This window comes from Microbacterium sulfonylureivorans (assembly GCF_003999995.1).
In the GTDB taxonomy this organism is placed as follows: domain Bacteria; phylum Actinomycetota; class Actinomycetes; order Actinomycetales; family Microbacteriaceae; genus Microbacterium; species Microbacterium sulfonylureivorans.
Window position 1 is genome coordinate 1,068,601 of the sequence record NZ_RJAD01000001.1, and the last position, 25,078, is coordinate 1,093,678.

24 protein-coding genes are annotated in these 25,078 nt (G+C 70.4%); 11 read left to right on the plus strand and 13 right to left on the minus strand.

Going from position 1 to position 25,078, the window contains the following annotated elements; all coding sequences use genetic code 11:
* Window positions 1–57: 57 nt before the first annotated feature.
* Window positions 58–732, minus strand: a complete 675-nt coding sequence (locus EER34_RS04695; protein ID WP_127473376.1) for a hypothetical protein — start codon at window positions 730–732, stop codon at window positions 58–60.
* A gap of 194 nt (window positions 733–926) precedes the next feature.
* Here EER34_RS04695 and EER34_RS04700 point away from each other — a divergent pair, with 194 nt between their 5' ends.
* Window positions 927–2,357: a collagen-binding domain-containing protein gene (locus EER34_RS04700; RefSeq protein WP_127473377.1), complete on the plus strand. Its 1,431-nt coding sequence runs from the start codon at window positions 927–929 to the stop codon at window positions 2,355–2,357.
* Window positions 2,358–2,364: 7 nt separating this feature from the next.
* Here EER34_RS04700 and EER34_RS04705 read toward each other — a convergent pair whose 3' ends face one another.
* The gene (locus EER34_RS04705; RefSeq protein ID WP_127473378.1) at window positions 2,365–2,925 is read right to left on the minus strand and encodes a thioesterase family protein; all 561 of its coding nucleotides are present in this window, start codon (window positions 2,923–2,925) and stop codon (window positions 2,365–2,367) included.
* Window positions 2,926–3,079: 154 nt separating this feature from the next.
* Between EER34_RS04705 and EER34_RS04710 the strand changes: the two genes are divergently transcribed.
* Both EER34_RS04710 and cofE read left to right on the plus strand, forming a co-directional pair.
* Window positions 3,080–3,586, plus strand: coding sequence for a GNAT family N-acetyltransferase (locus tag EER34_RS04710; RefSeq protein WP_127473379.1), 507 nt, complete (start codon window positions 3,080–3,082; stop codon window positions 3,584–3,586).
* An 11-nt stretch (window positions 3,587–3,597) separates the two neighbouring features.
* Window positions 3,598–4,365, plus strand: coding sequence for a coenzyme F420-0:L-glutamate ligase (cofE, locus tag EER34_RS04715; protein ID WP_127473380.1), 768 nt, complete (start codon window positions 3,598–3,600; stop codon window positions 4,363–4,365).
* A 97-nt stretch (window positions 4,366–4,462) separates the two neighbouring features.
* Here cofE and EER34_RS04720 read toward each other — a convergent pair whose 3' ends face one another.
* From EER34_RS04720 to EER34_RS04730, 3 genes are read right to left on the minus strand one after another with little or no spacing between them, the layout of a single operon-like run.
* Window positions 4,463–6,235 (minus strand): cytochrome b/b6 domain-containing protein, encoded by a 1,773-nt coding sequence (locus EER34_RS04720; protein WP_127473381.1) that lies wholly within the window; start codon window positions 6,233–6,235, stop codon window positions 4,463–4,465.
* A gap of 6 nt (window positions 6,236–6,241) precedes the next feature.
* A complete protein-coding gene (locus EER34_RS04725) occupies window positions 6,242–7,207 on the minus strand; it encodes an electron transfer flavoprotein subunit alpha/FixB family protein (protein WP_127473382.1) in 966 nt (321 codons plus the stop codon).
* Window positions 7,208–7,219: 12 nt separating this feature from the next.
* Window positions 7,220–7,996 (minus strand): electron transfer flavoprotein subunit beta/FixA family protein, encoded by a 777-nt coding sequence (locus EER34_RS04730; RefSeq protein WP_127473383.1) that lies wholly within the window; start codon window positions 7,994–7,996, stop codon window positions 7,220–7,222.
* Window positions 7,997–8,179: 183 nt separating this feature from the next.
* Here EER34_RS04730 and EER34_RS04735 point away from each other — a divergent pair, with 183 nt between their 5' ends.
* Window positions 8,180–8,716 (plus strand): MarR family winged helix-turn-helix transcriptional regulator, encoded by a 537-nt coding sequence (locus EER34_RS04735; protein WP_127473384.1) that lies wholly within the window; start codon window positions 8,180–8,182, stop codon window positions 8,714–8,716.
* A gap of 13 nt (window positions 8,717–8,729) precedes the next feature.
* Here the strand turns inward: EER34_RS04735 and EER34_RS04740 are convergent, their stop codons facing one another.
* Window positions 8,730–9,506, minus strand: a complete 777-nt coding sequence (locus EER34_RS04740; protein ID WP_127473385.1) for an enoyl-CoA hydratase — start codon at window positions 9,504–9,506, stop codon at window positions 8,730–8,732.
* A gap of 173 nt (window positions 9,507–9,679) precedes the next feature.
* Between EER34_RS04740 and EER34_RS04745 the strand changes: the two genes are divergently transcribed.
* From EER34_RS04745 to EER34_RS04770, 6 genes are all read left to right on the plus strand, one after another.
* A complete protein-coding gene (locus tag EER34_RS04745) occupies window positions 9,680–9,967 on the plus strand; it encodes a WXG100 family type VII secretion target (RefSeq protein ID WP_127473386.1) in 288 nt (95 codons plus the stop codon).
* Between the two features lie 67 nt (window positions 9,968–10,034).
* Window positions 10,035–10,367 (plus strand): BAR domain-containing protein, encoded by a 333-nt coding sequence (locus EER34_RS04750; RefSeq protein WP_127473387.1) that lies wholly within the window; start codon window positions 10,035–10,037, stop codon window positions 10,365–10,367.
* Complete coding sequence (locus tag EER34_RS04755) at window positions 10,367–11,659, plus strand: hypothetical protein (RefSeq protein ID WP_127473388.1); 1,293 nt, start codon at window positions 10,367–10,369, stop codon at window positions 11,657–11,659. Before EER34_RS04750 ends, EER34_RS04755 begins: the two co-directional genes overlap by 1 nt.
* Window positions 11,656–12,177, plus strand: a complete 522-nt coding sequence (locus EER34_RS04760; protein ID WP_127473389.1) for a hypothetical protein — start codon at window positions 11,656–11,658, stop codon at window positions 12,175–12,177. Before EER34_RS04755 ends, EER34_RS04760 begins: the two co-directional genes overlap by 4 nt.
* 10 nt (window positions 12,178–12,187) lie before the next feature.
* On the plus strand, window positions 12,188–12,760 hold the full coding sequence (locus EER34_RS04765; protein ID WP_127473390.1) for a hypothetical protein: 573 nt from the start codon (window positions 12,188–12,190) through the stop codon (window positions 12,758–12,760).
* The gene (locus EER34_RS04770) at window positions 12,757–13,323 is read left to right on the plus strand and encodes a hypothetical protein (protein WP_127473391.1); all 567 of its coding nucleotides are present in this window, start codon (window positions 12,757–12,759) and stop codon (window positions 13,321–13,323) included. Before EER34_RS04765 ends, EER34_RS04770 begins: the two co-directional genes overlap by 4 nt.
* A gap of 18 nt (window positions 13,324–13,341) precedes the next feature.
* Here the strand turns inward: EER34_RS04770 and mmsB are convergent, their stop codons facing one another.
* The 4 genes from mmsB to EER34_RS04790 all read right to left on the minus strand — a co-directional run bounded on the left by mmsB (window position 13,342) and on the right by EER34_RS04790 (window position 16,588).
* A complete protein-coding gene (mmsB, locus tag EER34_RS04775; RefSeq protein ID WP_127473392.1) occupies window positions 13,342–14,247 on the minus strand; it encodes a 3-hydroxyisobutyrate dehydrogenase in 906 nt (301 codons plus the stop codon).
* Between the two features lie 2 nt (window positions 14,248–14,249).
* Window positions 14,250–15,428: an acyl-CoA dehydrogenase family protein gene (locus tag EER34_RS04780; RefSeq protein ID WP_127473393.1), complete on the minus strand. Its 1,179-nt coding sequence runs from the start codon at window positions 15,426–15,428 to the stop codon at window positions 14,250–14,252.
* Window positions 15,429–15,562: 134 nt separating this feature from the next.
* Window positions 15,563–16,180, minus strand: coding sequence for a DUF1349 domain-containing protein (locus EER34_RS04785; protein ID WP_240642122.1), 618 nt, complete (start codon window positions 16,178–16,180; stop codon window positions 15,563–15,565).
* Window positions 16,181–16,255: 75 nt separating this feature from the next.
* Window positions 16,256–16,588, minus strand: coding sequence for a YciI family protein (locus tag EER34_RS04790; RefSeq protein ID WP_127473394.1), 333 nt, complete (start codon window positions 16,586–16,588; stop codon window positions 16,256–16,258).
* Between the two features lie 137 nt (window positions 16,589–16,725).
* On the opposite strand from EER34_RS04790, the gene EER34_RS04795 reads away from it, so the two are divergent.
* Window positions 16,726–17,193, plus strand: coding sequence for a hypothetical protein (locus tag EER34_RS04795; RefSeq protein ID WP_127473395.1), 468 nt, complete (start codon window positions 16,726–16,728; stop codon window positions 17,191–17,193).
* Between the two features lie 7 nt (window positions 17,194–17,200).
* Here the strand turns inward: EER34_RS04795 and EER34_RS17415 are convergent, their stop codons facing one another.
* The 3 genes from EER34_RS17415 to pulA form a co-directional block, all read right to left on the minus strand.
* Window positions 17,201–17,374 (minus strand): hypothetical protein, encoded by a 174-nt coding sequence (locus EER34_RS17415; RefSeq protein ID WP_164743450.1) that lies wholly within the window; start codon window positions 17,372–17,374, stop codon window positions 17,201–17,203.
* Window positions 17,375–17,459: 85 nt separating this feature from the next.
* Window positions 17,460–18,719: a serine hydrolase domain-containing protein gene (locus EER34_RS04800; protein ID WP_127473396.1), complete on the minus strand. Its 1,260-nt coding sequence runs from the start codon at window positions 18,717–18,719 to the stop codon at window positions 17,460–17,462.
* Window positions 18,720–18,953: 234 nt separating this feature from the next.
* Window positions 18,954–25,022: a pullulanase-type alpha-1,6-glucosidase gene (pulA, locus tag EER34_RS04805; RefSeq protein ID WP_127473397.1), complete on the minus strand. Its 6,069-nt coding sequence runs from the start codon at window positions 25,020–25,022 to the stop codon at window positions 18,954–18,956.
* Window positions 25,023–25,078 lie beyond the last annotated feature (56 nt).

Here is a 25,078-nt window from a genome sequence, read left to right on the forward strand (position 1 = left end):
GCGGCGAGACATCCATGCCTGTGCACGGATGTCTCGCCGGGCAGACGTCGGCGCGGATCAGGCCGGGTCGCGGCGCGTCGCCGGCGGCACGGCGCCGTCGTCGACGCTGCTGTCGACGCTCGCGTCGGTCGCCCACGCCGGCGGTCGGGTGATCGCGGGCTCCTCGTGGTGCGCGGTGTCGTGACGGGCGTCGGCGGCGTCTCGACCGAGCACGCCGTCGGGCGCCGCCGGGACTCCATCGCGGCCCGCCGCACGCTCATCCCGGTGGGCTGCGTCGGCGTGCTGGGCGGCGTCGGCGTGCGCGACGCGGTCGTCGTGCGCGACGGCGTGGTCGTCTGCGGCGGCGGGGGTCACGTACGGGTCGACCTCGTCGGCCTTGCGCAGCGTCTCCTGCTGCTCGGCCCGACGCTCCATCGCCTCGGACTCGTGCTCGCCGACGCTGTCGGCGAGGCGGCGCGCGTCGACGTCGGCCTGCGCCGCCTGCGCCTGCGCCTGCTGCGCGGCCGCGGCGGCGGATGCGGCATCCGCCCGCGTCTGCGCGGCACGGGCCTCGCTCTCGCGCGCAGCCAGTTCGGTCTCGCGCGCCTCGGCGCGGAGCTTCTGCGCCTTGTCGTGCTCGGCGCGACGCTTCTGCTCCGCGCGGCCGCGCGCGGTGAGCGCGAGCGCGACGACGACGATGATCGCGACGACGAGGACGCCGACGATGATCCAGATCAGGGCAGCGGTATCCATGGGGTCTCCTCCTCCGTGCGCGGGGCGGGGGGGTGCCCTGCGCACTCCTGCACGAAACCCGATCGGATGCCTCGCTGCAAAGCCCTTGCGTGCGGAGCCGCCGTCCGGTACGGCGGCCCGGGAAAAGCGCGGGATGATCGGGCTCTTCCGTGGCGATCGTTGCCTCACGGCGGGTACTGGGAGAGGGTGGAGGGATGGGGACGAAACGTTTCGGGGGGATCGCCGCGCTGGCGGGAGGCATCGTGGTCGTCGGGGTCGTGACATCGACGATCGCGGTCAACACCGCCATCGCCGCGCCGGGCGACACCATCGGGCCGATCAACCCCGTCACCCAGCCGCTCGCCGGGCACCCGGCCAACAGCGGGTTCCTCGTCGTCGTCGAGGAGGACGTCCAGCTCAACGCGGACGAGGCCGAGGGCACACTCGCCCTCGGAGGTGACCTCACCTTCAACAGCGCGTACAACCTGATCGGGACGCGGCCGACCATCACCGTGCCGGGCGATGCCTCGCACATCACCCTCTTCGTCGGCGGCGGCATGGTCTGGCCCGACAACACCGGCCTGACCCTTCGGCTCCTCGGTGGGACGGGCTTCGCCAAGATCGCCGACACCGGCACGTACGACGTGGCGCCGGTCCCCGACGGCCAGAGCTTCCGGATCGTCCCGCCCGGCGGCGGCTTCGACACGCAGCCCCGCATCGAGGGGACCGTCCCGCAGTCGGCCGCGTCCATCGAGGCGCCGGTCCCGAGCGACCTCCTCGACATCGCTGCGGCGTTCGAGCTCTACCGCGGCACGTCGGCGCTGCTCGGCAGCTGCACCCCGACGATCGACGTGATCCCGCGCGACGGCGGCGCGGCCATCCCCAGCCCGTTCCCGCCGGGAACCAACGGACGCATCACGCTCGTGCCGGGTCAGACGAACGTCCTGAACATCGCTGCGGCGGATCTCGAGTCCCTGGCCGAGCTCACCTTCACGACGGCGCCCACCGCGGCCACGCCGCTCCTCGTCAACGTCACCGGCGACTTCGCGGGCTCGATGCCCAACAGCGCCGGCATCGGCAGCGGCGCCGCCCCCTTCATCCTCTGGAACTTCGTCGACGCGACCTCCGTCGTCGTCACCGGCGGCGACAGCCTGGAGGGCACGATCTACGCTCCCCGCGCGCTCGTCAACTGGCAGGTGACGCAGAACGTCGAGGGCAACGTCATCGCGAACTCGCTCATCCACGGGATGCCTGCGGCCGTGCCGGTGGGGACGCCGCGCGAGATCCACGACTTCCCCTTCGCGGCCGAGCTCACGTGCATCGAGGACGGCGACGTGACTCCGACGCCGACGATCACCCCGACCCCGACGATCACCCCGACGATCACACCGACACCGACCCCGACGATCACCCCCACGCCCACCGGATCGCCCACCCTCATCACGCCGACGCCGGAGGAGCCCACCGACACCGGATCGCCGACCGACCCGCAGTCGCCGTCGTCCACCGTCGGAAGCGGACTGCCGGCGACCGGCGGCGGCGATCCCGGCATGCTGCCCCTCATCGCGGGCATCACCCTCGGCGCAGGGTCGCTTCTGCTCGCAGCCGACACGCTCATCCGCGCACGACGCCGGCGCCGGGTCTAGCGGGAGGTCAGTTCCAGACGCTCGGAGCCTCCGCGCGGCTCGGAGGCAGAGCGGATGCCGCGGCCCAGTCGTGCACCCACGGATCGACCTCCGGGATGCCGTCCGGATACCCGACCGCGCCGAACAGCTCCTCGTGCGACAGCGTGCCACCGCTGCGCTTCATCATGCGGGCGCGGACGATCACCCGGGCGTACACCTCTCCGCCGACGACGGCGCGATGCTCGAGGTACACGGCCTTGTCGTCGTGCCCGACCATGCGCGACTCGACGTCGAAGCGCTGCCACAGCTCGAGGGACTTCCGGAAGGTCACCGTCTCGCTCGACACGACGGCATACCACCCACGGCTCTTCATGACGTCCCAGAGACCGGTGCGCACGAGCAGATCCCAGCGGCCGAGATCGAACAGCGACAGGTACCGGCCGTTGTTCATGTGCAGCAGGATGTCGATGTCGGTCGGCAGCGTGGTCAGCCGGATCCGTCCGACACCGGCGGGTCCGAGGCGCCCTTCTCGACGGACGCGCCGGCGCGCGGTCAGCATCACGAGCAGGGTCCGCCAGATCACGTTCACGGGGAGCGATGGTAGCGATCCGCGCTCGGATCCGACATTCGGTTGTCGGGTTCCGACAGGACGGGGCGCGGCATCCGCTCGTCTCGACACGCCCGATCCACAGCCGTCGTCCGGTCGATTTCTCCTCACGCGAGGGCGAGCGTAGAGTCTGGCCATGGAAGCCGAACTCCAGACCGACATCGTCGTCCGTCCGGTCCGGGACGTGGACGCAGAGGCCCTGGGCCGTGTTCACGCGACCTGCTGGCACGAGACCTACGACCACCTCATCAGCAAGGCCGCCCTCGAAGCGGTCTCGCCCAAGCGCCTCGCCGAGCTCTGGACCCACTGGGCCGTCCAGGGCCCCGAGTTCAAGATGTTCGCCGCTCTCGTGAACGGCGAGATCGTCGGGTTCGCGGGCTCCGGCCCCGCTCGCGACAAGGACGCCCCGCGGTTCCGCGAGCTGTACTTCATCTACCTGCTCGACGAATTCCACGGCACCGGCATCGGCCAGAAGCTGTTCGACTCGGTCATCGAGGCCGACGAGCAGGTGTACCTCTGGGTCGCCGACGACAACCCGCGCGCGCACCGGTTCTACACGCGCAACGGCTTCTCGCTCGACGGCGCCTCGCACACCGAGCCGTTCCTCGGCGAGACGCTCACCGAAGTCCGCTTCGTCCGCTGAGTCCGCCTGACGTGCTGCAGGTCTGGGCCCTCGACGGGATCCCCGAGATCACCCCTGGTGCCGACCTGGTCTCGGTGATCATGGATGCCGCGACCGGCGCCCTCGCCGACGGCGACATCGTCGTGGTGACGTCGAAGATCGTGTCGAAGGCCGAAGGCCGCATCGTGGCGGCCGACGACCGCGAGGAAGCGATCACCGCCGAGACGGTCCGGGTCGTGGCGACGCGCCCGACGCCGAACGGCGGGACGACGCGGATCGTGCAGAACCGGCTCGGCATGGTGTCGGCCGCGGCCGGCGTCGACGCGTCGAACACTCCCGAGGGCACCATCCTGCTCCTCCCTGAAGACCCCGACCTCTCCGCCCGCCTCATCGCGGCGGGCCTGCGCGAGCGGCTCGGGGTCGAGATCGGCGTGCTGATCTCGGACACCTTGGGCCGCGCCTGGCGCGACGGGCAGACCGATCACGCGATCGGCGCCGGGGGCGTGCACGTCTTCGAGGATCTCCGAGGAGGGACGGATGCCGAGGGGCGCCCCCTCGTGGTGACGATGCCGTGCGTCGCCGACGAGCTCGCCGCCGCCGCCGACCTCGTCAAGGGCAAGGCCGCCCGTCGCCCGGTCGCCGTGGTGCGCGGTCGTGCCGACCTCGTCGGGTCGCTCGACCTCCCGGGCGCCCGGTCGATCGTGCGCCCCCTCGAGCGCGACATGTTCCGGCTCGGTGCCGACGAGGCCTACGCCGAGGGATTCGCCGCGGGCGCGGCATCCGCTCAGCCGTCCGCCTGACCGCCGCCGTCGCGGACTCGGGGCGTTCTCCTCGCGCGACGCGCCGGGAAGCCCGGCGTGTCCGGTCGACGGCGCGCCCCGGGCGGGTCCGGGCGGATCAGCGCCCGGAGACTTTGCCGAACAGGCGGGCGATCGGAGCCAGCACCAGCGGCCGCGCGGCGATCCAGGCGACGACGATGACGAGCATCGACACCGCGAAGATCCAGAACCCGGTCCAGTTCATCAGGTACGCGTCCGGATCGACGGAGCCCTGCGCGGCGTACATGTGGTTGAGGTTGCGCAGCGCCCCCGTCGCGAACACGAGCACGACGTGCACGAAGATGAACAGCACGAAGTAGAGCATCACCGGGAAGTGCACGGCACGGGCCCACTCGACGGGGTAGACACGGCTGAGCGTCTTCGCGTTCTTGGGCCAGATGCCGCTCATGCGCACCCCGGTGATCGCCGCGAGGGGCGCGGCGATGAACACGGTCGCGAAGTACGCGAGCTGCTGCAGCGAGTTGTAGTTCACCCACCCGTTCTCGGTCGGCCAGTCGAGCGACACGTACTGCAGCCCCGCGCTGATCGCATTGGGGATGACCTCCCACGAGGTCGGCACGATCCGCATCCACTGCCCCGTGATGAACAGCAGAGTCACGAAGATCACTCCGTTGACGAGCCACAGGATGTCGAGCGACTGGTGGAACCACAGGTTCAGGCTGATCTTGCGCTTGCCGTTGCCGCGCGGCGACCAGAACACGCTCGGGCGCTTCTCGGTGCGCACCTGCAGCCCCGAGCGGATGATGAGGACCATCAGGAACACGTTGAAGAAGTGCTGCCAGCCCAGCCAGGCCGGGATGCCGACCGGTGCGCCCTCGGGAAGGTGGTACTCGCCCGGGTATGCGGCGAGGAAGTCGACGCCCCACTGCGTGCTCAGCAGCCAGCGCACCGCGAACACGGCCATGAGCCCGGCGTAGAGCAGCCCGCCGCCGCCCACGATGACGATCCCTGCCCACTCGAGCCGCGTGAATCGCCCGATCCGCCTCGGCTCGGCCTTCGGCGCCGGACGGGTCCGCGCCGCGGCGCCGGCCCACACCGTGCGGGTGAACGGCAGCGGGGTGCTGACGTCGAACGCAGCGGATGCCGCACCCTCCGGCGCGTCGACGACAGCCGCAGTCTGCGACGTCGCACGCACTTCCGGCTGCGGCGTTTGCGGCGAAGTGCGGCCGGTACCGGGGGCAGAGGCGGCGGCGGGGGCAGAGGCGGCGGCGAACAGGCCGGGCGGCGGCCAGGCCTCGCCGCCGGGTGTGCGGGGCAGGCCGCGACGCAGCGGGCGGTCCCCGGTGAGGACGGATGCCGCGGCGACCGCCGCCTCGGTGACGGGGGCGTTGACATCGTCCGGCGCAGCAGAGTCGGCAGGCGCCGTCGCGGTGGTTGCCGCGGCCGGTGCGGCGACAGGCTGGACGGCCGCGGCAGCGGCAGCGGCAGCCTCAGCGGCGGGCAATGCGGACGGAGCGGCTCCGGCCGGCGGCCACGGCTCGCCACCGGCGATGCGGGGCAGGCCGCGACGGATCGGGCGCGATACGGCGGCGGCACCGCCGCCCGCGACCGCGGACTCTGCCGCCACACCTGCGGGGGCCGCGGCGGCGGGACCGGTGTCAGCGACAGCGGTGGAAGCGACCTCCACGACCGACGAGGCGGTCGCGGCACCGGTGTCGGCGGTGTCGGCGGCCGGGGCCGGGTCCACCGCGATCGACCCGGCGCCATCGCCGTCGACCGTGCCCAGGGCTGCCGCCGCGACGCCGACCGGCGCCTCACCGGCGGGAGGCCAGGGCTCGCCGCCGGGGCGCCGCGGCAGACCGCGGCGGATGGTCGCTGGGAAGGTCGCCACGCCGGGTTACGCCTTCTTGGCCTCGAGCGCCGCGATCAGCTGCGGCACGACCGTGAACAGGTCGCCGACGACGCCGAAGTCGGCGATCTCGAAGATCGGGGCATCCGCGTCCTTGTTGATCGCGACGATCGTCTTCGCGGTCTGCATGCCCGCCTTGTGCTGGATGGCGCCCGAGATGCCGAGCGCGACGTACAGCTGAGGCGCCACCGAGACGCCGGTCTGGCCGACCTGGTACGACTGCGGGACGTATCCGGCGTCGACCGCGGCGCGGGACGCGCCGACCGCCGCGCCGAGCACGTCGGCGAGCTGGTCGACGAGCGCGAACTTCTCCTCGGACCCGAGGCCGCGACCGCCCGAGACGACCTTGGCGGCTCCGCGCAGCTCGGGGCGGGTCGACGACACGACCGCCTCCTCCACGACGGCGACCGTCGCGGCCCTGCGGCCCGACGGCGTGACCGTGAGCTGCTCGACCGGCGGCGCGGCGACCGCCTCGGCGCGGGCATCCACCGCTCCCTGTCGCACCGTTATGACGGGCGCACCCCATGTGACGGCGGCTTCGACGTTGTACGCACCGCCGTAGACGGAGTGGTGCGCGACAACGCCCTCGGCATCGCGGGAGACGCCGACGGCATCCACGGCGATGCCCGACCGGGTGCGCGCCGCGAACCGCCCGGCGACCTCGCGGCCGTCCACCGAGTGCGACACCAGCACGGCATCGGGGCGAACGAGGTCGGCCGCGGCAGTCAGGGCGTCGACGAGCGGCACGACCAGTCCGTCGCCGGGCGCGGCGACGAGGACGGATGCCGCGCCGAGGGCCGCCGCATCCGACGCGAGCTTCTCGTCGCCGACGATCAGCGCGACCGGCGTGCCCACCTGGGCGGCGGCGCCGAGCAGGCCGGCGGACGACTTGGCCAGCGCACCGGAGGGCGTGACGTCGAGGAGGACCAGGATCGAGTCTTCGGCGAAAGTCATGTCAGGCATCCCTTACGCGAGCCGGTTCTGGATGAGGAACTCGGCGAGCTTCTCGCCCGCGTCGCCCTCGTCGACGATCTTGACGCCGGCTTCGCGCGGCGGCTTCTCGCTCAGCGAGATCACGATCGACCGAGAGGCCCGGGGATCATGCGCGTCGATGCCGAGGTCGTCGAGCGACAGCGTCTCGTACGGCTTCTTCTTGGCCGCCATGATGCCCTTGAAGTTCGGGAACCGCGCGTCGGGCAGCGCCTCGGTGATCGAGATGACCGCGGGGAGCTCGGCGGTGACCTGCGCGGTCGCGCCGTCGCTCGCCCGCACGCCCGACACGGCCGTCTCGCCGATGTCGACCGAGTTGAGGGATGTCGCCGCCGGCACGTCGAGGAGCTCGGCGACCATGGCCGCCATCACTCCGCCCGATCCGTCGGTGGACTGGTTGCCGGCGATGACGAGGTCGAAGCCGGTGCGCTTGACCGCCGCCGCCAGCACCTCCGCAGTCAGGCCGAGGTCGGCGCCGAGGAGTGCCCCATCGACGACCTGGACCGCCGAGGCGGCACCCATGGCGAGTCCCTTGCGTACCGTCGCGGCGGCGGACTCGGGAGACATCGACAAGACCACGACCTCGGTGCCGGCGTTCTTGTCGGCGTACGACAGCGCCACCTCGAGCGCGCGCTCGCCGATCTCGTCGAGCACCGACTCGCTCGCGGCACGGTCGGCCAGACCGGTCTCGAGACTGAGCTTGCGATCCCCGTACGTATCCGGGACTTCCTTGACCAGGACGACGATCTTCATTGCCATCTCCTCACGCTGCGCACGAGTCTAGGGCGACGTCCGGCATGCGCCCAATCGACCGTGGGGCCCCACAACCGTGCTGCCGCCTGGGCGCCCGCGTGTGTGTCCACCCCATGATCCCGCGGTCGCGAGCCGGGGTTCGCACGCCCTCAGCCGGTACGGTGGGAGCGAGGAGGTACCCCCGTGTCAGCGCCACGACGACTGCCCGTCGACCCGATCGCCGAGGCCAAGCGGCAGTGGATCGACCACGGGTGGGAACCCGCCGCAGCCGGCATGACCGCGGTCACCTCGATCATCCGCGCGCAGCAGCTCATGTTCGCGCGCATCGACGCGACGCTGAAGCCCTTCGGCCTGTCGTTCGCACGCTACGAGATGCTCCGCCTCCTGGCCTTCACCCGGGCGGGGCGGATGCCGATGGCCAGCGCCATCGCGCGACTGCAGGTGCACCCGACCAGCGTCACCAACACCGTCGACAGACTCGCCCGCGACGGGCTGGTGTCACGGGAGCCCCACCCGATCGACGGACGCGCGGCCATGCTCGTGATCACGCCGACCGGGCGCGATCTGGTCGAGGACGCCACGGCCGCGCTCAACGAGGCCGTGTTCGAGGACGTCGGGCTCACCGACGACGACACCGCCGAGCTGGTCAGGATCATCGCGCGGTTCCGCAAGGACTCCGGCGACTTCACGGACCCCCGGCCGCAGCCCGACCCGCTCTGATCCCGCCGATCACTCAGCGGTTCGTGAAGTCCGGCGACCGCTTCTCGCGGAACGCCGCCATGCCCTCTTTCTGGTCGGCCGTGTCGAACAGGCTCGCGAACACGTGGCGCTCGAGGCGCAGGCCCTCCGCGAGCGGCACCTCCATCGCGGCATCCAGCGTCGCCTTCGCCGCGTACAGCGACGGCAGCGACTTCGCGGCGATGGTCTCCGCCGTCTTCGCCGCCTCGTCGAGCAGGTCGGCTGCGGGCACGACGCGCGAGACCAGTCCCGAGCGCTCGGCCTCCGCGGCATCCATCATCCGCCCGGTGAGGATCAGCTCCGCCGCCTTGTAGTAGCCGACCGCGCGGATGAGGCGCTGCGAGCCGCCCATGCCGGGAATGACGCCGAGATTGATCTCGGGCTGGCCGAACTTCGCGGTGTCGGCGGCGAGGATGATGTCGCACATCATGGCCAGCTCGCAGCCGCCGCCGAGTGCGTAGCCGGACACGGCTGCGATGACGGGCGTGCGAACCGCCGCGAACTGCGTCCAGCCGCCGAAGTGGTCGGCCATCAGCATCTCGAGCCCGTTCTTGGACTCCATCTCCTTGATGTCGGCGCCGGCCGCGAACGCCCGCTCCGATCCCGTGAGCACGATGGCGCCGATGCCCTCGTCGACGTCGAAGGCGGATGCCGCGGCCACGACGTCCTTCATCGTCTGGGTGTTGAGGGCGTTGAGCGCCTCGGGACGGTTCAGCGTGATCCAGCCGACGCGTCCGCGCGTCTCGACCAGGATCGTCTCGTACTCGGTCATCGGGAGCTCCCACCCTTCGGCGTCATCGCGGCACCTTCGATCGTAGGCGTCGGCAGGACGCTGCCCTGTGCGTCTTCCCCACATGGGTGATCCTCCCCATAGGGAGCGTGCGACGATTCGGTTAGCCTCGACGGGCCGGCACTTCCCCGGCTCCACCGACGAAGGGAATGACCATGGCGGACTTCAAGGCTTCTTACGGCGAGATGGAAGCGATGTCGGGCAAGCTCGACAGCGGTCGTGAGGAGATCGGCGATGTCCTTCGCCGTCTGAAGAGCGATGTGGACCGTCTGCTGGGCGACGACTTCAAGACGCAGCACGCGTCGGGCAAGTTCGGCGAGGGCTACACCGAGCTGACGACCGGTCTGGAGAAGGCCATCGAGGGCATCTCCGACATGGGCGAGTCGCTGCGCAAGATGCAGCAGGCGATCAAGGACACCGACCAGGCACTCGCCGGCAACTGACGCTGTCGCAGGGCGTTCTCGGGCGGCGGCGCACACCGTCGCCCCGAGACGCAGCGAGGAGGACTCCGTGGTCGACATCATGCTGGACCTCGCGCGGCTGCGCGAGACCAAGGACGGTCTCGCGGCGACCGTCGCCGAGTTCGAGAGTGCCGCCAAGACCAATGACGGTCTCGAGCAGTCGATCGGCAAGCCCGACGATCGCAGCGAGCTGCGCGACAAGGCCTCCGACTTCGAGTCGGCCTGGAACGACAAGCGCGACAAGCTGAAGGAGAACCTCGAGAACATCCTCGAACAGCTCAGCGGCATCGTCGACGGCTGGGAGGAGTGGGACCGCGACACCGCGTGCTCGCTCGACGGTGCCGAGGCCACCGGCACCGTGAACGCGCAGGTGGCGCTCTGATGCGGTCTCCCGTCGGCAATCACGAGCTGCGGCAGCTCGAGGGCAGTCCCGAAGACCTCTGGAACCGGGGCGACGCCCTGGTCAAGCTGGGCCTGACGATGGACCGGACCGCGACCGCGCTGAGCGAGATCGCCGACTCGGACGTCTGCAAGAGCAAGGGCACCGACAAGCTGGCCGAGATGGCCGGCGAGGCTGCCGACGACCTGGCCCGGGCGGCCGTCCGCTACGAGGACACCGGCCGCGTGATCCGCACCTACGCCGACGCGCTGGGCACGGCGAAGTCGTGGATCCGCAGCAACGAGTCCTCGATCGAGCGGGCGGAGCGCGACTACGAGTCGGCGCGCGAGGCGCGCGAGTCCGCTGCCGGCGACCTCTCCTCGATCGAGACCGTCTGGATCTGGGAGGACGAGCCGAGCCGCGCCGAGCTGAGCGCGGCCGAGTCGGCCGCCGCCGACGCGGCCACGGCCGAGACGAGCGCCCTCGCGCACCGCGACGAGCTGTGGAGTCAGTTCGACCACACCTTCGAGACGTGGGAGACCGCGTACGAGGACGCCGTGGGCGGCATCCAGAAGGCCATGGACTCCGCCGACAACAACGACGGATTCTGGGAGGGCCTCGACAACTTCCTCGAGGTGGTCGGCTGGGTGATCCTGGCTCTCACGGTCATCGCGCTGATCATCGGCGCACCGCTGACCGGGCTCCTCGGCGCGATCATCTTCGGCCTCACGCTGCTGGTCGTCGCGCTCAACGCCCTGAAGTTCTTCGCCGGCAAAGGCACCCTGAGCGACCTGCTGCTGTCCGCGGTGGGCCTGCTGCCCTTCGGCATCGGAAAGATCCTCTCGAAGGGCGCGCCCGCGCTCTCCGCCGTGATCCAGAACGGTCGCGGCGTCGTGACGGGCGTGATCCGCGGCGGCCTGCCGCGCTGGAACCTGTTCCGCCCGACGACGTGGTCCGCGCCGCTGCGCTGGCTCGGAGCGCCCGGACGTGCCCGCGCCGGCCTGCCCGCGCCAGGAACCTTCGTCAGCCCGATGCGGACGATGGTCCTCGGCGACGCACGCCTGGTGCAGGTGGAGAACTTCCTGGGGACCATGCGCTCGTCCCCCTGGGGAAGCGCCGCGCCGGTGCAGCAGTTCATCACGCAGACGCAGGGCGCACTTCCGGCGCTGTGGAAGCAGGGCGTCAACGTCGGGGTCTGGGGTGCGTCGTTCGGATTCGACCTCGTCCAGAACCTGGAGCCCGTGACGGGCTTCGCGTTCGAGATCCCCGGCGCGAACGAGGTGCGGATCGGATGACGCCCCCGGCCCCGGATGCAGCGCCCGACCGAGGGCGGGCGCTGCGGCGCGTGTACAGCACCTGTCAGATGTTCATGGCGGCAGTGCTCATCGCTTTCATCGCGGGCTCGCTGATCTTCACCGGAGGACGCATCGCCGAGCAGCAGGGCACCAACTGGTCCGAGGTGTGGAGCTGGCCGGCCTTCCCCGTACCGGCATGGCTGCTCGTCGTGCCGGCGCTGATCGGCGCGATCGTCGTGATCCCGATGTGCGTGCGCACACCCGCCGGGTTGGCGAATCGACTGCTCGGTGCCGTCGGGCAGACCGTCGCGGCCGCAGGATCCGCGGTGCTGTTCATGTTCCTGTTCCCGAGCGACGCCGGCCCCATCGCGATGCCGCAGGCCGAGGACGGGTACCTCGGCTGGCACTGGCTCGCCCTCATCCCGAGCGCGTTCTCGCTCGTCGTGCTCCTGGTCGCCGTCGGTGCGAAGGGACGCGAGTACGACCGCCTCCGGATGACCGGCAGGCTGCCCTCGTGAGGACCGCCGCGTGATCTCCGCCGAGCCGCAGGGCTTCCACGTCATGATGCCCCGCGGCTGGGTGCGCTACATGGTCGACGACGAGGGGAAGCGCGCTCTGGTCGCGCAGGCCTCGGCTCGCATGCGGGAGCTCTCGCGACCCGACCTCGACGCGCAGGCCCGCACCATGATCGAGAGCTACTGGCGCACGCTGAAGGTGAACCGCATCGCCGCCATCTATCTCCCGAGCGATCCGGACGGCGGTGGTGTTCCGCTGTCGATCGCGGTGAAGCAGCATGCCGCGGCCGAGGGCCACGTCTTCGCCGACGCACTCCCGACGCTCGCGGCCGGGGCGCCGATCGAGCGGTTCGACACTCCGATCGGAATCGTGCACCGTTGGGTGAAGGACTCGCGGGGTTCGGGAGACTTCGCCGGTGTGATGTCGCGCCAGATCGGCTACGGGTTCCCGCTGCCGGCCGAGGGCGACCGCCGGGGCATGGTCTTCCTCGCATCGATCGCCCATCTCGACGATTCCGACCCCTCGTCGCTCGAGCTCCTCACCGAGACGAGCGACACCATCCTGGAGACCTTCCGCTGGCGATGACCCTCGAATTCACGATCGACGTCGACTCCCACGTCTGGATCTTCGTCCCCCTCGATTTCCCCTGGAACGGCTACGACTCCGCCATGTCGTGGGCGGCCGATCTCACCGCCGATCTGCTGCCCGAGCGCAGCGTGCCGGCCGAGGTGCGCAGCGCGTTCGCCGCGACGGCGGTCGAACGGGCGGTGATGGCCCCGCCGCTGCCGGAGGCACTGGAGCGATTCTGGCGACGACCCGACGCCGGCGCTCCCGACCGGCTCGTGCATCTCTATGCGATCGAGTCGGAGCAGACTGCGGCGGAAGAGCTCGTCGAACTCGCGCGTACGGGAATCGGCGGCTTCGTCCAGACCGTGACCGTGCTGGAGGACACGGCGTTCACCGTCGCCCTGCGCGTCACGCTGCTGCTCGAACTGCCGGACGCCGTGGTGGCGGTCACCCGGGTCCTCGGCGCGCGCGACGGCACCGTCCTCCTGCTGGAGCTCATCGACGACGACCTGGGCTCCGTCGCCTTCCTCGAACCCGAGATCGAGGCGCTGTTCCGCAGCATCCGCCTGCGCTCCACCTGAACCGCAGATGTCTCCGCGTCAGCGGCTGTCGTCGCGGATCGTGTTGATGATCCCCGAGAAGTCCTGCCCGGCACCCGCGCCTTCGGCATAGGCCCGATAGATCTCCCGCGCGAGCATGCCCATCCGCGCCTCGACCCCCGTCGAGACGATCGCGTGCTCCGCCAGGCCGAGGTCCTTGGACATCAGCGCTCCCGCGAAGCCCGGCTGGTACTCGCGGTTCGCCGGGCTCGTCGGCACGGGCCCGGGCACCGGGCAGTTCGTGGTGAGCGCCCAGCACTGCCCCGAGGCGTTCGACGCGACGTCGAAGAGCGCCTGGTGCGAGAGCCCGAGCCGCTCGCCGAGCACGAACGCCTCGGCGACGGCGATCTGCGATACGGCGAGGATCATGTTGTTGCACACCTTGGCGGCCTGCCCCAGCCCCGCTCCGCCGCAGTGGACGATCCGGCGCCCCATCGCCTCGAGCACCGGACGGGCCGCCTCGAAGTCGTCGTCGGTCCCGCCGACCATGAAGGCGAGGGTCGCGTTCTCCGCCCCGACGACTCCTCCCGACACGGGTGCGTCCAGCGAGCGGTGTCCCGCGGCCTCGGCCACCGCGTGGGCGGCACGGGCTTCGTCGACGGCGATCGTGGACGAGTCGATGAACAGCGTGCCGGGTGCCGCGACGTCGAGGAGGCCTGCGCCGCCGTCGACACCGCTGTAGGCATCCAGCACCTGCTTGCCGGACTGGAACATCGTCACGACGATCTCGGCCGACGCTGCCCTCACGGCGGCGGCGCCGGAGTCCGCCACGGCGAGGCCACCGGCGGCCGCGGCATCCATCGCGCCCTGGAAGACGTCGAACCCGACGACCTCGTGCCCGGCGGCCTGGAGATTGCGGGCCATGGGCAGACCCATGTGGCCGAGGCCGAGGAAGGCGATGCGCATGGTCAGGCTCCCAGCAGTTCGCGGCCGATGATGACCCGCATGATCTCGTTCGTGCCCTCGAGGATCTGGTGCACGCGAAGGTCGCGCACCACCTTCTCGATCCCGTAGTCGTGGAGGTAGCCGTAGCCGCCGTGCAGCTGCAGCGCCTCGTTCGCGATGCGGAAGCCGGCGTCGGTCGCGTAGCGCTTGGCCATCGCGCACTGCATCGAGGCGTCGGGGGATTTCACGCCTGTGCCGTTGCCGTCGAGGGCGGCCGCGGCATCCCGCACCAATGCCCGCGCCGCGCGCAGCTCGGTGGCCATGTCGGCGAGTGTGAAGACGACGGACTGCTTCGCCGCGAGCGCCTCGCCGAACGTGAAGCGCTCCTGCACGTAGCGGACCGCCTGGTCGAGCGCCCACTGCGCGCCGCCGAGCGAGCACGCCGCGATGTTGATGCGGCCGCCGTCGAGCGCCGACATCGCGATCTTGAAGCCCTGCCCTTCGCTGCCGAGCATGTTCGCCGCGGGGACGCGCACCTCGTCGAGGATCACCTGGCGGGTCGGCTGAGCGTTCCAGCCCATCTTCTTCTCGTTGGCGCCGAACGACAGCCCGGCCGTGTCGGCGGGCACCAGGAACGCGGTGATGCCGCGCGCGCCCGGCTCGCCGGTGCGAGCCATGACGATGTAGACGGATGCCTCGCCCGCTCCGGAGATGAACTGCTTGACGCCGGTCAGCACGACCTCGTCGCCGTCGCGGATCGCGGTCGTCGTGATCGCGGCGGCGTCGGACCCCGCGCCCGGTTCGGTGAGGCAGTAGCTGCCGAAGCCCTGCATCGAGGTGAGCAGCGGCAGCCACTCCTGGCGCTGGACGTCGGAGCCGTAGGTGTCGATCATCCAGGCGACCATGTTGTGGATCGAGATGTAGGCCGCGATCGACGGGTCGCCCACAGCGATCTGCTCGAAGATCGCCACGGCGTCGGAACGGGACAGGCCACTGCCCCCGACGTCCTCGCGCACGTAGATGCCCCCGAGCCCGAGCTCGCCGGCGCGGTGGAGGGTGTCGCGGGGGAAGTGCTTGTTCTCGTCCCACTCGAGCGCGTGCGGCGCGAGCTCGGACTCCGCGAAGTCGCGGACCGCTTCGATGATGGCGGCGCGCTCGTCTGCCGAGAGGGATTCGCTCGGCGGGGTGATCGTCATGGACATCGTTGCTCCTTCAGCCTCACCGTGACGCCTTCGTGGGGCATCCTGATGAAAGTCACCGTGCCGTCTTTGGCACGTTGCTGATTTTACATGGACTTCCATGTATCTGCGAGGGAGACCGTGTTTTGTGCGGAGGATCAACTCCCGTCGCGCAGATCCGCGAGGGTGCGCTGCGCGAACTCCACGTCGGCGAACGACACTTCGCAGCCGTCGCCCATCGGGCTCTGCGCCTCGAAGCCGATGCGCGCCGTCTCCGCACCGGGCAGCGAGAACGCTCGCACGAATGCCCAGCGCCGGCCGTCGGTCGAGGCGTGGAAGGCGAAGACCTGCCCGATCCGAGAGACGCGGAGGCGGACGTCGGGCCCCGTGACCACGAACGCGTTCGCGTCGTCGGACACGCCGCGGGTGACGACCGAGACGACCATGGGCTCGCGGTCCGGCGACAGCTCGACGCAGAGCTTCGCCCAGTGGCGCTCATCCACCCAGATCAGCAGCACGCCGGCGTCGAAGGTCGCCTCGAACCCCACCCGAACGCGGGCCGAGAACGTGAAGTCGCCGACCGGGCCATCGCCGAGGAGTGTCGCCGCGTTGAGCTGCGACTCCGCAGCGGTCTGGCCGTCGCCGCTCGGGTCAGCGAAGAGATCGCTGTGCGCGGCGGCCGTCACGGCCACAGCTTCGGCGGTCATCCGCCAGCGCGACTCGTCGGACGGGAGCAGGGGGAAGGGAAGGCCGGGAACCGCGAGGGGAGAGGTCACAGCCACGAGTATTCCGGACCGGCCGGGGTGAGCGACCCCGGGCGCGGGGCCTCGGGGTCGCTCGCGCGCCCAGGTCTACTCGTCCCAGGGCGCGAAGGCGCGGAGCTCGATCTGGCCGTTGCGGGCCATCGGATGCCGCGACGCGATCTCGATCGCCTCGTCGAGGTCGGCGACCTCGAGGATGTCGAACCCCAGGATCACCTCGCTGGTCTCCGCGAACGGCCCGCGCGTCGTCAGCACCTTGCCACCGCGCACCCGCACCACCGTCGCGTCGGACACCGGCGCCAGCACCTCGCCGATCACGCGCTTGCCGCTCGCATCGAGCGGGTCGACCCAGAGGTCGATGTCGGACTCGTCGGACGGCTGATCGGGCTGGGCGTCGCTGACGACGAACATCATGAACTTCATGGTCTGATCCTTCCGTGGCGGGGTGGCCGGACACCACCCTCATGTGGGGCGTCGCCTGGCGGCGGAGGATGTCGACACTTCGTTTCGATCGGATTCCGATGCCGAACGAGAGCACCGAGGTGCGGCATCCTCGGATCATGCGACGTACCGTCCGGCTCGGCGCCGCCCTCCTCCTCTTCGCCGCCTGTCTGAGCGGCTGCAGCGTGTTGCCGATGCAAACGATGACCTGCGTGGACTGGGTCTGGTTCGAGACGCCGCGCGACGCTGCCGAGGACTCGGACGCCGTTGTCATCGGCCAGGTCGTCGGCTCCACGGGAACCGTCGATCGGTACGGGCACGCGTCGCACGTGTGGACGGTCGAGGTATCCGAATGGGTCGAGGGGAGCGGCGCCGACACGATCGAAGTCGTCTCTCAGCCGCGCACCTGCGAGACCGGCAGCCCATACCCCGACGGCGATCCGCTCGACACCGAAGCCGAGGTGATGCTGTTTCTCCGCCAGCAGGACGACGCTTCGGCCGAGACCGTCACAGGACTGCAGGGCGTGATCCCTGCACCAGACGCGGGCGCCGTCCCCGATACCTGGCCGGCGGGCTCCACGCCGTAGCCGGCGATCAGAACGCAGCGAGGATGCCGGGGCCGAACACCGCGACCGCGGCGGCGGCGACTCCGGCCACGGCGAGCACGCCGATGGCCACCACCAGGATGTTGCCGGCCACCGCGAGCACGAGTGCGCCGGTCGTCGTGAGGCCGCGGCGGGTCGTCTGGATGGGACTGGTTGCTGTCACGCCTTCGACGGTACGGAGCGCGCTCGCGCGGCGCGTCGGCCGGAAGTCCCATAGGCGTCCGTCTCAGGGATGACCTTGCCTCTCATCAGAGCAGGGGGACCACGTTGGCGTCGATCGTGTCGCCCACGAGGTTGATCAGTGAGCGGTCCGCCGGTCCTATCTGGGAGTTGACCAGTACGGCGAGCTGGAGACGGCCGGGCAGGATGCCGGCGACCGCCTGGAGCAGCTGATTGGCGCCGCTTTCCCAGCGCCCGCCTTTGAGGTACCACCGCCCGGCCGGGTTGGTCCGGCTCTGATCGATCCCCCACCCGGCCTTGAGTGCTTCCTCGGCCCGCGCCGGCGGCACGATCGAGCCGTCCGACTCGAACGCCTCGAGCACCCGCACGAGCTCGAAGGCCGAGAGATGCCACGAGATCGTCGCGGCCATCGACGAGAGGTCACCGGCATCCCACCCGCTCGACGCCATCGGAAACCGATAGCCGAGGGCGTATCCCGGCGCACTCGCAAGCGTCGGATCCACGACGCCGGCCGGACCGAAGACGTGCTGCTTCACGTAGTCCTCGTACGCACGGATGGTCAGCTGATCCCAGAGCCGATCCGTGGCCTCTTCCGGCATACCCGCCACCTGGAGGCTGGGGGCGACCGCGCCGGTCAAGGTGGCGAGGAGGATCCGGAACATCGCGAAATTCGTGTTCTGGTAAGGCTTGGGCTGTGGCGGCGAGAAGTAGGTCCCGCGGGCGATCTGCGCCTTGAGCTCACCGAACACGGCGTCGTCCGACTGCGGATTGGCGAACCCCGAGGTGTGTGTCAACAGCCGGTGGAACGTGACGTCCGCGATCCCGGATCCTTGCTTCCAGTACGTCGGCAGATACGGCGCGATGGAGTCGTCCCCGCGGACTCCGGCATCGTCGAGCGCCTTCACGACGGCCATCGCGGTGATGAGCTTGCTCACGCTCGCGACGTGCTGTCGCACCTCCGGGTTCCATCCGGCATCGCCTTCGCCGGCTGCCCGCGCCAGGCCGCTCTGGAACGTGAGCCCCGGAGCGCCGGGTTCCTGGAGCCGGACGACGTAACCGACGCACTGGCCGTTCAGCGCCTGGAGGATGTCGGCGCCGAATCCGTCGACGTCGACGCGATATGGCCGGCGCGTCGCCGGACCGACTCGCTCGTGCGCGCGCTGGTCGACGAAGCGCTCGCCGATGGCGTCGGAGACCGGGTTGCCGCGAGGCAGGAACCGTCGTCGGCCGCGCCCGGCGATGAGGTCGATGTTCACCTGATCGATGAGCGCATCGCTCACCCCGGACCGCAGCGCGGCCGATATGAGCTCGTCTTTGTTCCCGCGCATGGTTCCTCCTGTGTCCGCCGCACGGCGTCACAGAGACGAGGCGCGCCCGCGCTGACCGCCGGGGCGGACACCTTCTTATACCGCCGCCTACCGGCGCGCACAAGGCCGTTCGCGGCGAAGGCCGGTTCCCGCGGCTGACGCGGCGAGCACGTGAAACGGACGGGGGATTCCGGGCGGATCAGGCGCTGTCGGCGCCGACCACCGGGATCCGTCCCGTCCGTTTCACGCGCGACGTCAGTAGATCAGCACCGGCGCCGGCACGATCGCCCGCGAATCCTTGAACCCGGCCGCGCCGTCGAACGTGGTGCGCAGCAGGTGCAGCCCCTTGCCGAGCTTCGGCAGAGCCACTCGGACCTTGCCCTTGTCGGCCGCGGTGAGCGCCACCGTCGCGATCACGACGCCGCCGTCGGTGACGGTGACCGTGCCGACCGGCGCCGTCCCGTCGGCCGCGACGACCTTGCCGGTGACCGTCACTGTCGTGCCGTGCTTGGCGACGATCCTGTCCGGCGCCGCGAGCACTGCCGTGCGCACGTCGGCCTTGTCCACGAGCACCGCCACCGAACGAGCCGGCACCGTGAGCTCGCCGCCCGCGGCATCCCACTTCGTCGTCTTCACGACGGCGTCCGCTCCCCCGGCCTGGGCGGCCGTCAGGGCGAACCCGCGCCCGGCGAGGTCGGGCAGCGCCTGCGTCCTCGCGTCGGGCGAGGCGTTGAACACCACGAGGGCACCCTCGAGCTCGGGGTCGACGTCGTCGCCGACCAGGTCGTCGATGAGCATCACGACGACGCCGGGCGTGGCATCCGGTCCGCTGTTCGGGAACGACACCTTCTGCTGGATCAGGTCCGCAGAGCCCAGGCGGAGCAGCCCGACCTCCTCACGGATGCGGAGCAGGTCGAGAGCGGATGCCTCGGCCGACGCGATGTCCGAGGCTCCCGGCTTGAGGGCCGGGTTCTCGAGCAGCGGCTTCATGATCGACCACTTGTCCTCGTTGTCGGACTTGCGCGGCACGCCCGAGCCGAACGTCGACTCCTGGCCGGTCCAGTCGATGCGGTTGAACCAGTCTCCCGAGTTGTAGCTGTTGCGGTCGAGCGACTTCGAGCGGAACAGCTCGGTCCCGGCGTGCCAGAACGACGGGGTCTGCGAGAACGCGGTGGTCGCGAGCGAGAGCGTGTTCATCCGCACACGGTCGGCCATCGAGGTGTCGACCGGGAGCTTGAAGACCTGGTGGTCGTACAGCGTCTCGTTGTCGTGCGCGTCGACGTACGTGATGACCTCGTCGGGCTGGTCGGCGTAACCGGCGGGCGCGCCGTTGTAGAGGAACTGGTCGCCCGCCTTCACGGTGCCGTCCGACGCCGTCATCTCGAAGTCGCGGAGATTGCCCGCAAGGCCGAGCTTGACCAGGTCGGTCTTGCGCGCGAGGTCGCCTGCCGGGTCTCCGGGCACGCCGGGGCGGCCGTTCGGGTCGGTGGAGAGTCCGGTGCCGAAGCCCTGGTAGAAGATCGACGCGCCGTCGACGGGGCTGCCGCCGTGCACAGCGTCGCGGAGGCGGTCGGTGAAGGTGCCGATCCCGGTGCCGCCGAGCTGCCCCTGCGTGGCCTGCTCGAAGAGGGCGTTGTTCGCGACCTCGCCGAAGTTCCAGCCCTCGCCGTAGAGGTAGATCGCCTTGCCGTCGACGCCGTCCTTCTTGAGCGTGAGCTCGTCGAGCGCGGCGCGGATCTCGAGCATGTTCTGCTTCGAGTGGTGGCCCATCAGGTCGAAGCGGAAGCCGTCGACCTTGTAGTCGCGGGCCCACGTGACGACCGAGTCGACCATCAGCTTCTGCGCGACCTCGTGCTCGGTCGCGACGTTCTCGCAGCACGTGGACGTCTCGACGTTGCCCGCCAGGTTCAGGCGGTGGTAGTAGCCGGGCACGACCTTGTCGAGCACGGACTTGGCGTCCTGGCCGGACTGCGCCGTGTGGTTGTAGACCTCGTCGAGCACGACCTGCAGGTCCATGCCGTGAAGAGCCCCGACCATCTCGCGGAACTCGTGCACGCGCGCCCCGCCCTCGGGATCGACGGCGTACGAGCCCTCGGGAGCCGAGTAGTGGTACGGGTCGTAGCCCCAGTTGAAGCCGTCTGCGTCGACGACCTCTTCGATGCACGCCTGCTGCTCCTCACTGGCCGGTCCGAACGACGCGAGGTCGCAGTCGGGCACGGCCTGCTTCGAGCGGTCCTCCTCGATCGACGCGATGTCGAACGACGGCAGGAGGTGGACGGTGTTGATGCCGGCGTCGGCGAGCTCGCGCAGCTGCGCGGTGCCCGCGCTGTCGCGCGTGAACGCCCGGTAGGTGCCGCGCTCCTCCGCGGGGACCGTCTCGTCGGTGATCGAGAAGTCGCGGATGTGCAGCTCGTAGATCGCACGATCGACCGGGCGGTCGATCACCGGCGCCTTCGTCTTCTCCCAGGCCTTCGGCTTCCACGCCTTGTCGTTCAGGTCGATCGCGACCGACCGCTCGGAGTTCGTCGTCAGCGCGAGCGAGTACGGGTCGGTCACGACGTTCGTCTCGATCTCGCCGGTGGCCGGCGCGTACACGTCGATCTCCCACAGGTACTCGTCGCCCTTGAGCGACTTCGCCCCCTTGACGGACCAGACACCGGATGCCGCGTCCCACGACGCCTCGTGACGGGTCGGGTCGCCGTCGGCGCCGGCCTCCCAGGTGAGGAGCGTCGCGGCCTGCGCGGTCGGAGCCCACAGCCGGAACGTCGGCGTGCCGCTCTTGAACGTCACCCCGAGGGCGGTGTCGGCGACCGCGTCGGCGTAGAGGTCATCGAGCACACCCGGGATCTGAACGCCCGTGTAGGCCTTGACCACTCCGCCGGCGTCGCGCTGCGACACCATGAGCTGACCCTTCAGGAGGGCCGCGGCATCCGCTCCGTCGACGTGCAGTGCGGTGAAGCCCGCCAGCGCGGGGAAGGCCGTCTTCTGTGCTGCGGTCAGCCCGCCGTCGACCCGCGGGAGGTCGATCGCGTCGCCGCCGGTGATCTCACCGTCGGCCAGGGCGAGGGATGCCTCGTCCGACGCGTGCAGCTGCCATGAGGCGTCCGCCGCCGCCGTGCCCAGGTCGGCCGGCCACGCGATGGTCTCGGCGTCGATCCAGTGAGCGCGAAGCTCGCCGACGCCGGCCAGCGGCGGGTCGCTCGCCTTCACGGTCAGGATGTGCGTCTCGAGGTCGTAGCGGAACGTGACGACCTTGCCCTGGCTCGCGCTGAACGTGATGTTGCCGCCGCCGGGCGCACCGCCCACGCCGTAGTTCTCGTCCCAGCTCAGGTTGTGGGCGACCTTGACCTCGTACGAGCCGGTCGGCAGGTCGTCGGTCGTGTACTGGAAGACGCCGTCCGCGTTGCGGTCGAACATCATCGTCGCGAGGCACTCCGGCTGCCAGTCGCCGGGGCACCCGAGCTCGCTCTGCAGCGATCCGGGGAGGGTGATGACCGGCCCGTCCGCGGTCGACCAGATGTTCTTGGTGCGAGAGTCGAAGTAGAAGGTCACCTCGCCGCCGTCGTGGTCGAGCAGGATGTCGGAGCCCCCGGGAGCGCTTCCCGCGCCGTAGTTCTCGCCCCACGACTTCTCGGTCGCGATCTTGTACGCGTAGTCCCCGGCGGGGATGTCCACGGTGAGCGACCAGACGCCGCCGGCGGCCTCGGTCATCTGCACGGCACCGCACTCGGGCTGCCAGTCACCGGGGCAGCCGGCCTCGCTGTTGAAGCTGCCCGGCACGCTGACGAACCCGTAGTCCTTCGGCTCCTGGGGCTCGGGCTCCTCCGGCACCTCCGGCTCCTCGGGCTCCTCCACGACGGCGCGGTTCACCCGGTTGCCGACGGACGCGTAGGTGGATGCCGCGGCACGGTGGCCGGCGGCATCCGTCGACACCGCGCGGTACTCGAGCAGCGTGCCCGCATCGAGACCGGCCACGTCGTGGAAGACGCGGGGCGACGTGTCCTCAGCGGTTCCGAGCGCGTGCCACTCGTCGTCGCCGACGACGCGCCACGAGAAGCTCGTCTCGGCCCACACGCCGTCGGCGATGTCGGCACCCACCGGCGAGACGCCGGTGAGGCCGGCCCCGGCCGCGGGGAGGGTGACGGAGATCTCGCCGGCCTGCGCGGGCGCGGTGACCGGTCCGTCGGCGGTGTAGACCACGGCCGACAGCGCCGGCACGGTGACCGACGCGACGCCGGCCGCGTCGGTCGCGAAGGCCGCTCCGCCGCCGTAGAGCGCCGTGAACGAGGCATCGGTCGTCAGCGTCGGGATCGAGACGGTCTTGGCCGTCGTCGCGTTGTTGGTCGCGACGAGGTACTCGATCTTGTCGTCGCGGTCGACGCGGCTGAAGGCGTAGACGCCCGCCGCCGCATCGTCGACGTAGCGCTCGATCTGCGCGCCCGACTCGAGGGCCGGGTGGGCCGCCCGCAGCTCGGCGAGGGCGGCGATGTGCTCGTACAGCGGAGCGTCGGTGTCGTAGCGGTCGACGCTGCCGAGCTGCTCCCCCGTCACGAGGGGCTGGTTCTCGTAGTCCGTGGTCTGCGTCGCGAAGAGGGTCTGACGAGCGTCCTTGTCGCCGCCGGTCCCCGCGAAGCCCTGCTCGTCGCCGTAGTAGACGACGGGCTGGCCGCGCGTGAGGTACATCAGCTCGTGGGCGAGCTCGTCGCGCTGGAGCGCGTCGGCACCGGCGAGGAAGTACCCGATGCGCCCCATGTCGTGGTTGCCCAGGAAGGTCGGGAGGGCCGTGGCCGACGAGTCGGGCGTGGTGTACATGTCGTCGCCGGCGAACAGCGTCTGCAGTCCGCTGGGCTTGGCCGTGACGCCGGTTCCCTTCGCGTACGCGGTCGCCGCGCTCTGGAAGGTGAAGTCGAGCACGGAGTTCATGTCGGTCTTGCGCACGTACGGCGACAGCTTGGCCGGGTCGGCGTCGTACACCTCGCCGAACATGAAGAAGTCGGGCTTGTCCTTGGAGTGGGCGTAGTCGAGCACCTCGGTCGCCCACTGCTCCCAGAACTCGAAGTTGACGTGCTTGGCGGTGTCGATGCGGAAGCCGTCGATGCCGAGGTCGATCCAGTCCTGGTAGACGTCGACGAAGCCGTCGACGACCGTCGGGTGCTCGGTCATGAGGTCGTCGAGTCCGACGAAGTCGCCGAACGTGACGGACTCGCCGGCCCAGGTCGAGTCTCCGCGGTTGTGGTACAGCGTCGGGTCGTTGAGCCAATCCGGCACCTTGACGTCGGCGTCCGCGTCCGCGATGACCGGCGTGTAGGGGAAGCTCGTCGCGGGGTCGAGGTCGGGGAAGGTGTCGGAGGCCGCGTAGGTCGCCGGGTCGAAGGCTGTTCCCTCCGCGTCGCGGTACGGCTCCGCCTCCTTCGTGATGTAGCTCTGCGAGCCCTCCGCGTACGAGATCACATCGGCGGTGTGGTTCGTGATGATGTCGAAGTAGACCTTGATGTCGCGGCTGTGCGCATCGGCGATGAGCGCCTCGAGCTCCTCGTTGGTGCCGAGGTGCGGGTCGATCTGCGTGAAGTCGGTGATCCAGTAGCCGTGGTACCCGGCGCTCGCATCGGCGCCGGCGCCCTGAACGGGCCGGTTCTTGAAGCTCGGGGTGAGCCAGATCGCGCTCGTGCCGAGACCCTCGATGTAATCGAGCTGCTCGCGGAGCCCCGCGAGGTCTCCGCCCTGGTAGAAGCCCTTGTCGGTCGGGTCGAACCCGTTCGCCAGGCGGTCGCCGGGGATGCCCGCGGTGTCGTTCGACGTGTCGCCGTTCGCGAAGCGGTCGGTCATGACGAAGTAGAACTGCTCGGCGCTGCCGGGCTGGCGCACCGGCTCGGCGACGAGCGCGTCGTCGGCCGCGGTGTACGCCCCGTCGACCGACACGACCTCGATGCCGATCCGATGGGTCGTGTCGTCGAAGCTGAAGCGCAGCGTCGAGGTGCCGGCGAGCGTGAGCGGGATGTTCGCCCCGCCCTTCACCCCGTCGGCGCCGTAGTCCTCGGCCCACGAGTCGTTGACGGCGACCTTGTACTCGTAGGTGCCGGCGGGCACCTCGAACTGCGCGGCGTAGACATCCGCGGTGTCGGTGGCGATGAGGTCGGTGGCGTTGCAGTCCGGCTGCCAGTCGTCCGGGCAGCCGAGCTCGCTCTGGATGCTGCCGACCAGCGCGAAGGTGCGATCGGCCGCGGCGGCGGGCACGGCGGCGACCAGGCCCCCGGTGAGGATGAGTGCCGCGGCGGTGAGGATCGCGGCGGAACGGCGGACACGTGCGGATGTCGGCTTCGACACAGGGGAACTCCTGGGGGAGGTGTGGCACGGCGACGTGCCTGCGGTGCAGTGTGCCG

Excerpts from the sequence above, each read along its gene's own strand:
- EER34_RS04760 (WP_127473389.1), top strand. The coding sequence starts at position 11,656 with ATGACGCCCCCGGCCCCGGATGCAGCGCCCGACCGAGGGCGGGCGCTG.
- EER34_RS04695 (WP_127473376.1), bottom strand. The coding sequence starts at position 732 with ATGGATACCGCTGCCCTGATCTGGATCATCGTCGGCGTCCTCGTCGTC.
- EER34_RS04755 (WP_127473388.1), top strand. The coding sequence starts at position 10,367 with ATGCGGTCTCCCGTCGGCAATCACGAGCTGCGGCAGCTCGAGGGCAGT.
- EER34_RS04700 (WP_127473377.1), top strand. The coding sequence starts at position 927 with ATGGGGACGAAACGTTTCGGGGGGATCGCCGCGCTGGCGGGAGGCATC.
- EER34_RS04790 (WP_127473394.1), bottom strand. The coding sequence starts at position 16,588 with ATGAAGTTCATGATGTTCGTCGTCAGCGACGCCCAGCCCGATCAGCCG.
- EER34_RS04770 (WP_127473391.1), top strand. The coding sequence starts at position 12,757 with ATGACCCTCGAATTCACGATCGACGTCGACTCCCACGTCTGGATCTTC.
- EER34_RS04780 (WP_127473393.1), bottom strand. The coding sequence starts at position 15,428 with ATGTCCATGACGATCACCCCGCCGAGCGAATCCCTCTCGGCAGACGAG.
- EER34_RS04725 (WP_127473382.1), bottom strand. The coding sequence starts at position 7,207 with ATGACTTTCGCCGAAGACTCGATCCTGGTCCTCCTCGACGTCACGCCC.
- EER34_RS04710 (WP_127473379.1), top strand. The coding sequence starts at position 3,080 with ATGGAAGCCGAACTCCAGACCGACATCGTCGTCCGTCCGGTCCGGGAC.
- mmsB (WP_127473392.1), bottom strand. The coding sequence starts at position 14,247 with ATGCGCATCGCCTTCCTCGGCCTCGGCCACATGGGTCTGCCCATGGCC.
- EER34_RS04800 (WP_127473396.1), bottom strand. The coding sequence starts at position 18,719 with ATGCGCGGGAACAAAGACGAGCTCATATCGGCCGCGCTGCGGTCCGGG.
- EER34_RS04745 (WP_127473386.1), top strand. The coding sequence starts at position 9,680 with ATGGCGGACTTCAAGGCTTCTTACGGCGAGATGGAAGCGATGTCGGGC.
- EER34_RS04795 (WP_127473395.1), top strand. The coding sequence starts at position 16,726 with ATGCGACGTACCGTCCGGCTCGGCGCCGCCCTCCTCCTCTTCGCCGCC.
- EER34_RS04730 (WP_127473383.1), bottom strand. The coding sequence starts at position 7,996 with ATGAAGATCGTCGTCCTGGTCAAGGAAGTCCCGGATACGTACGGGGAT.
- EER34_RS04740 (WP_127473385.1), bottom strand. The coding sequence starts at position 9,506 with ATGACCGAGTACGAGACGATCCTGGTCGAGACGCGCGGACGCGTCGGC.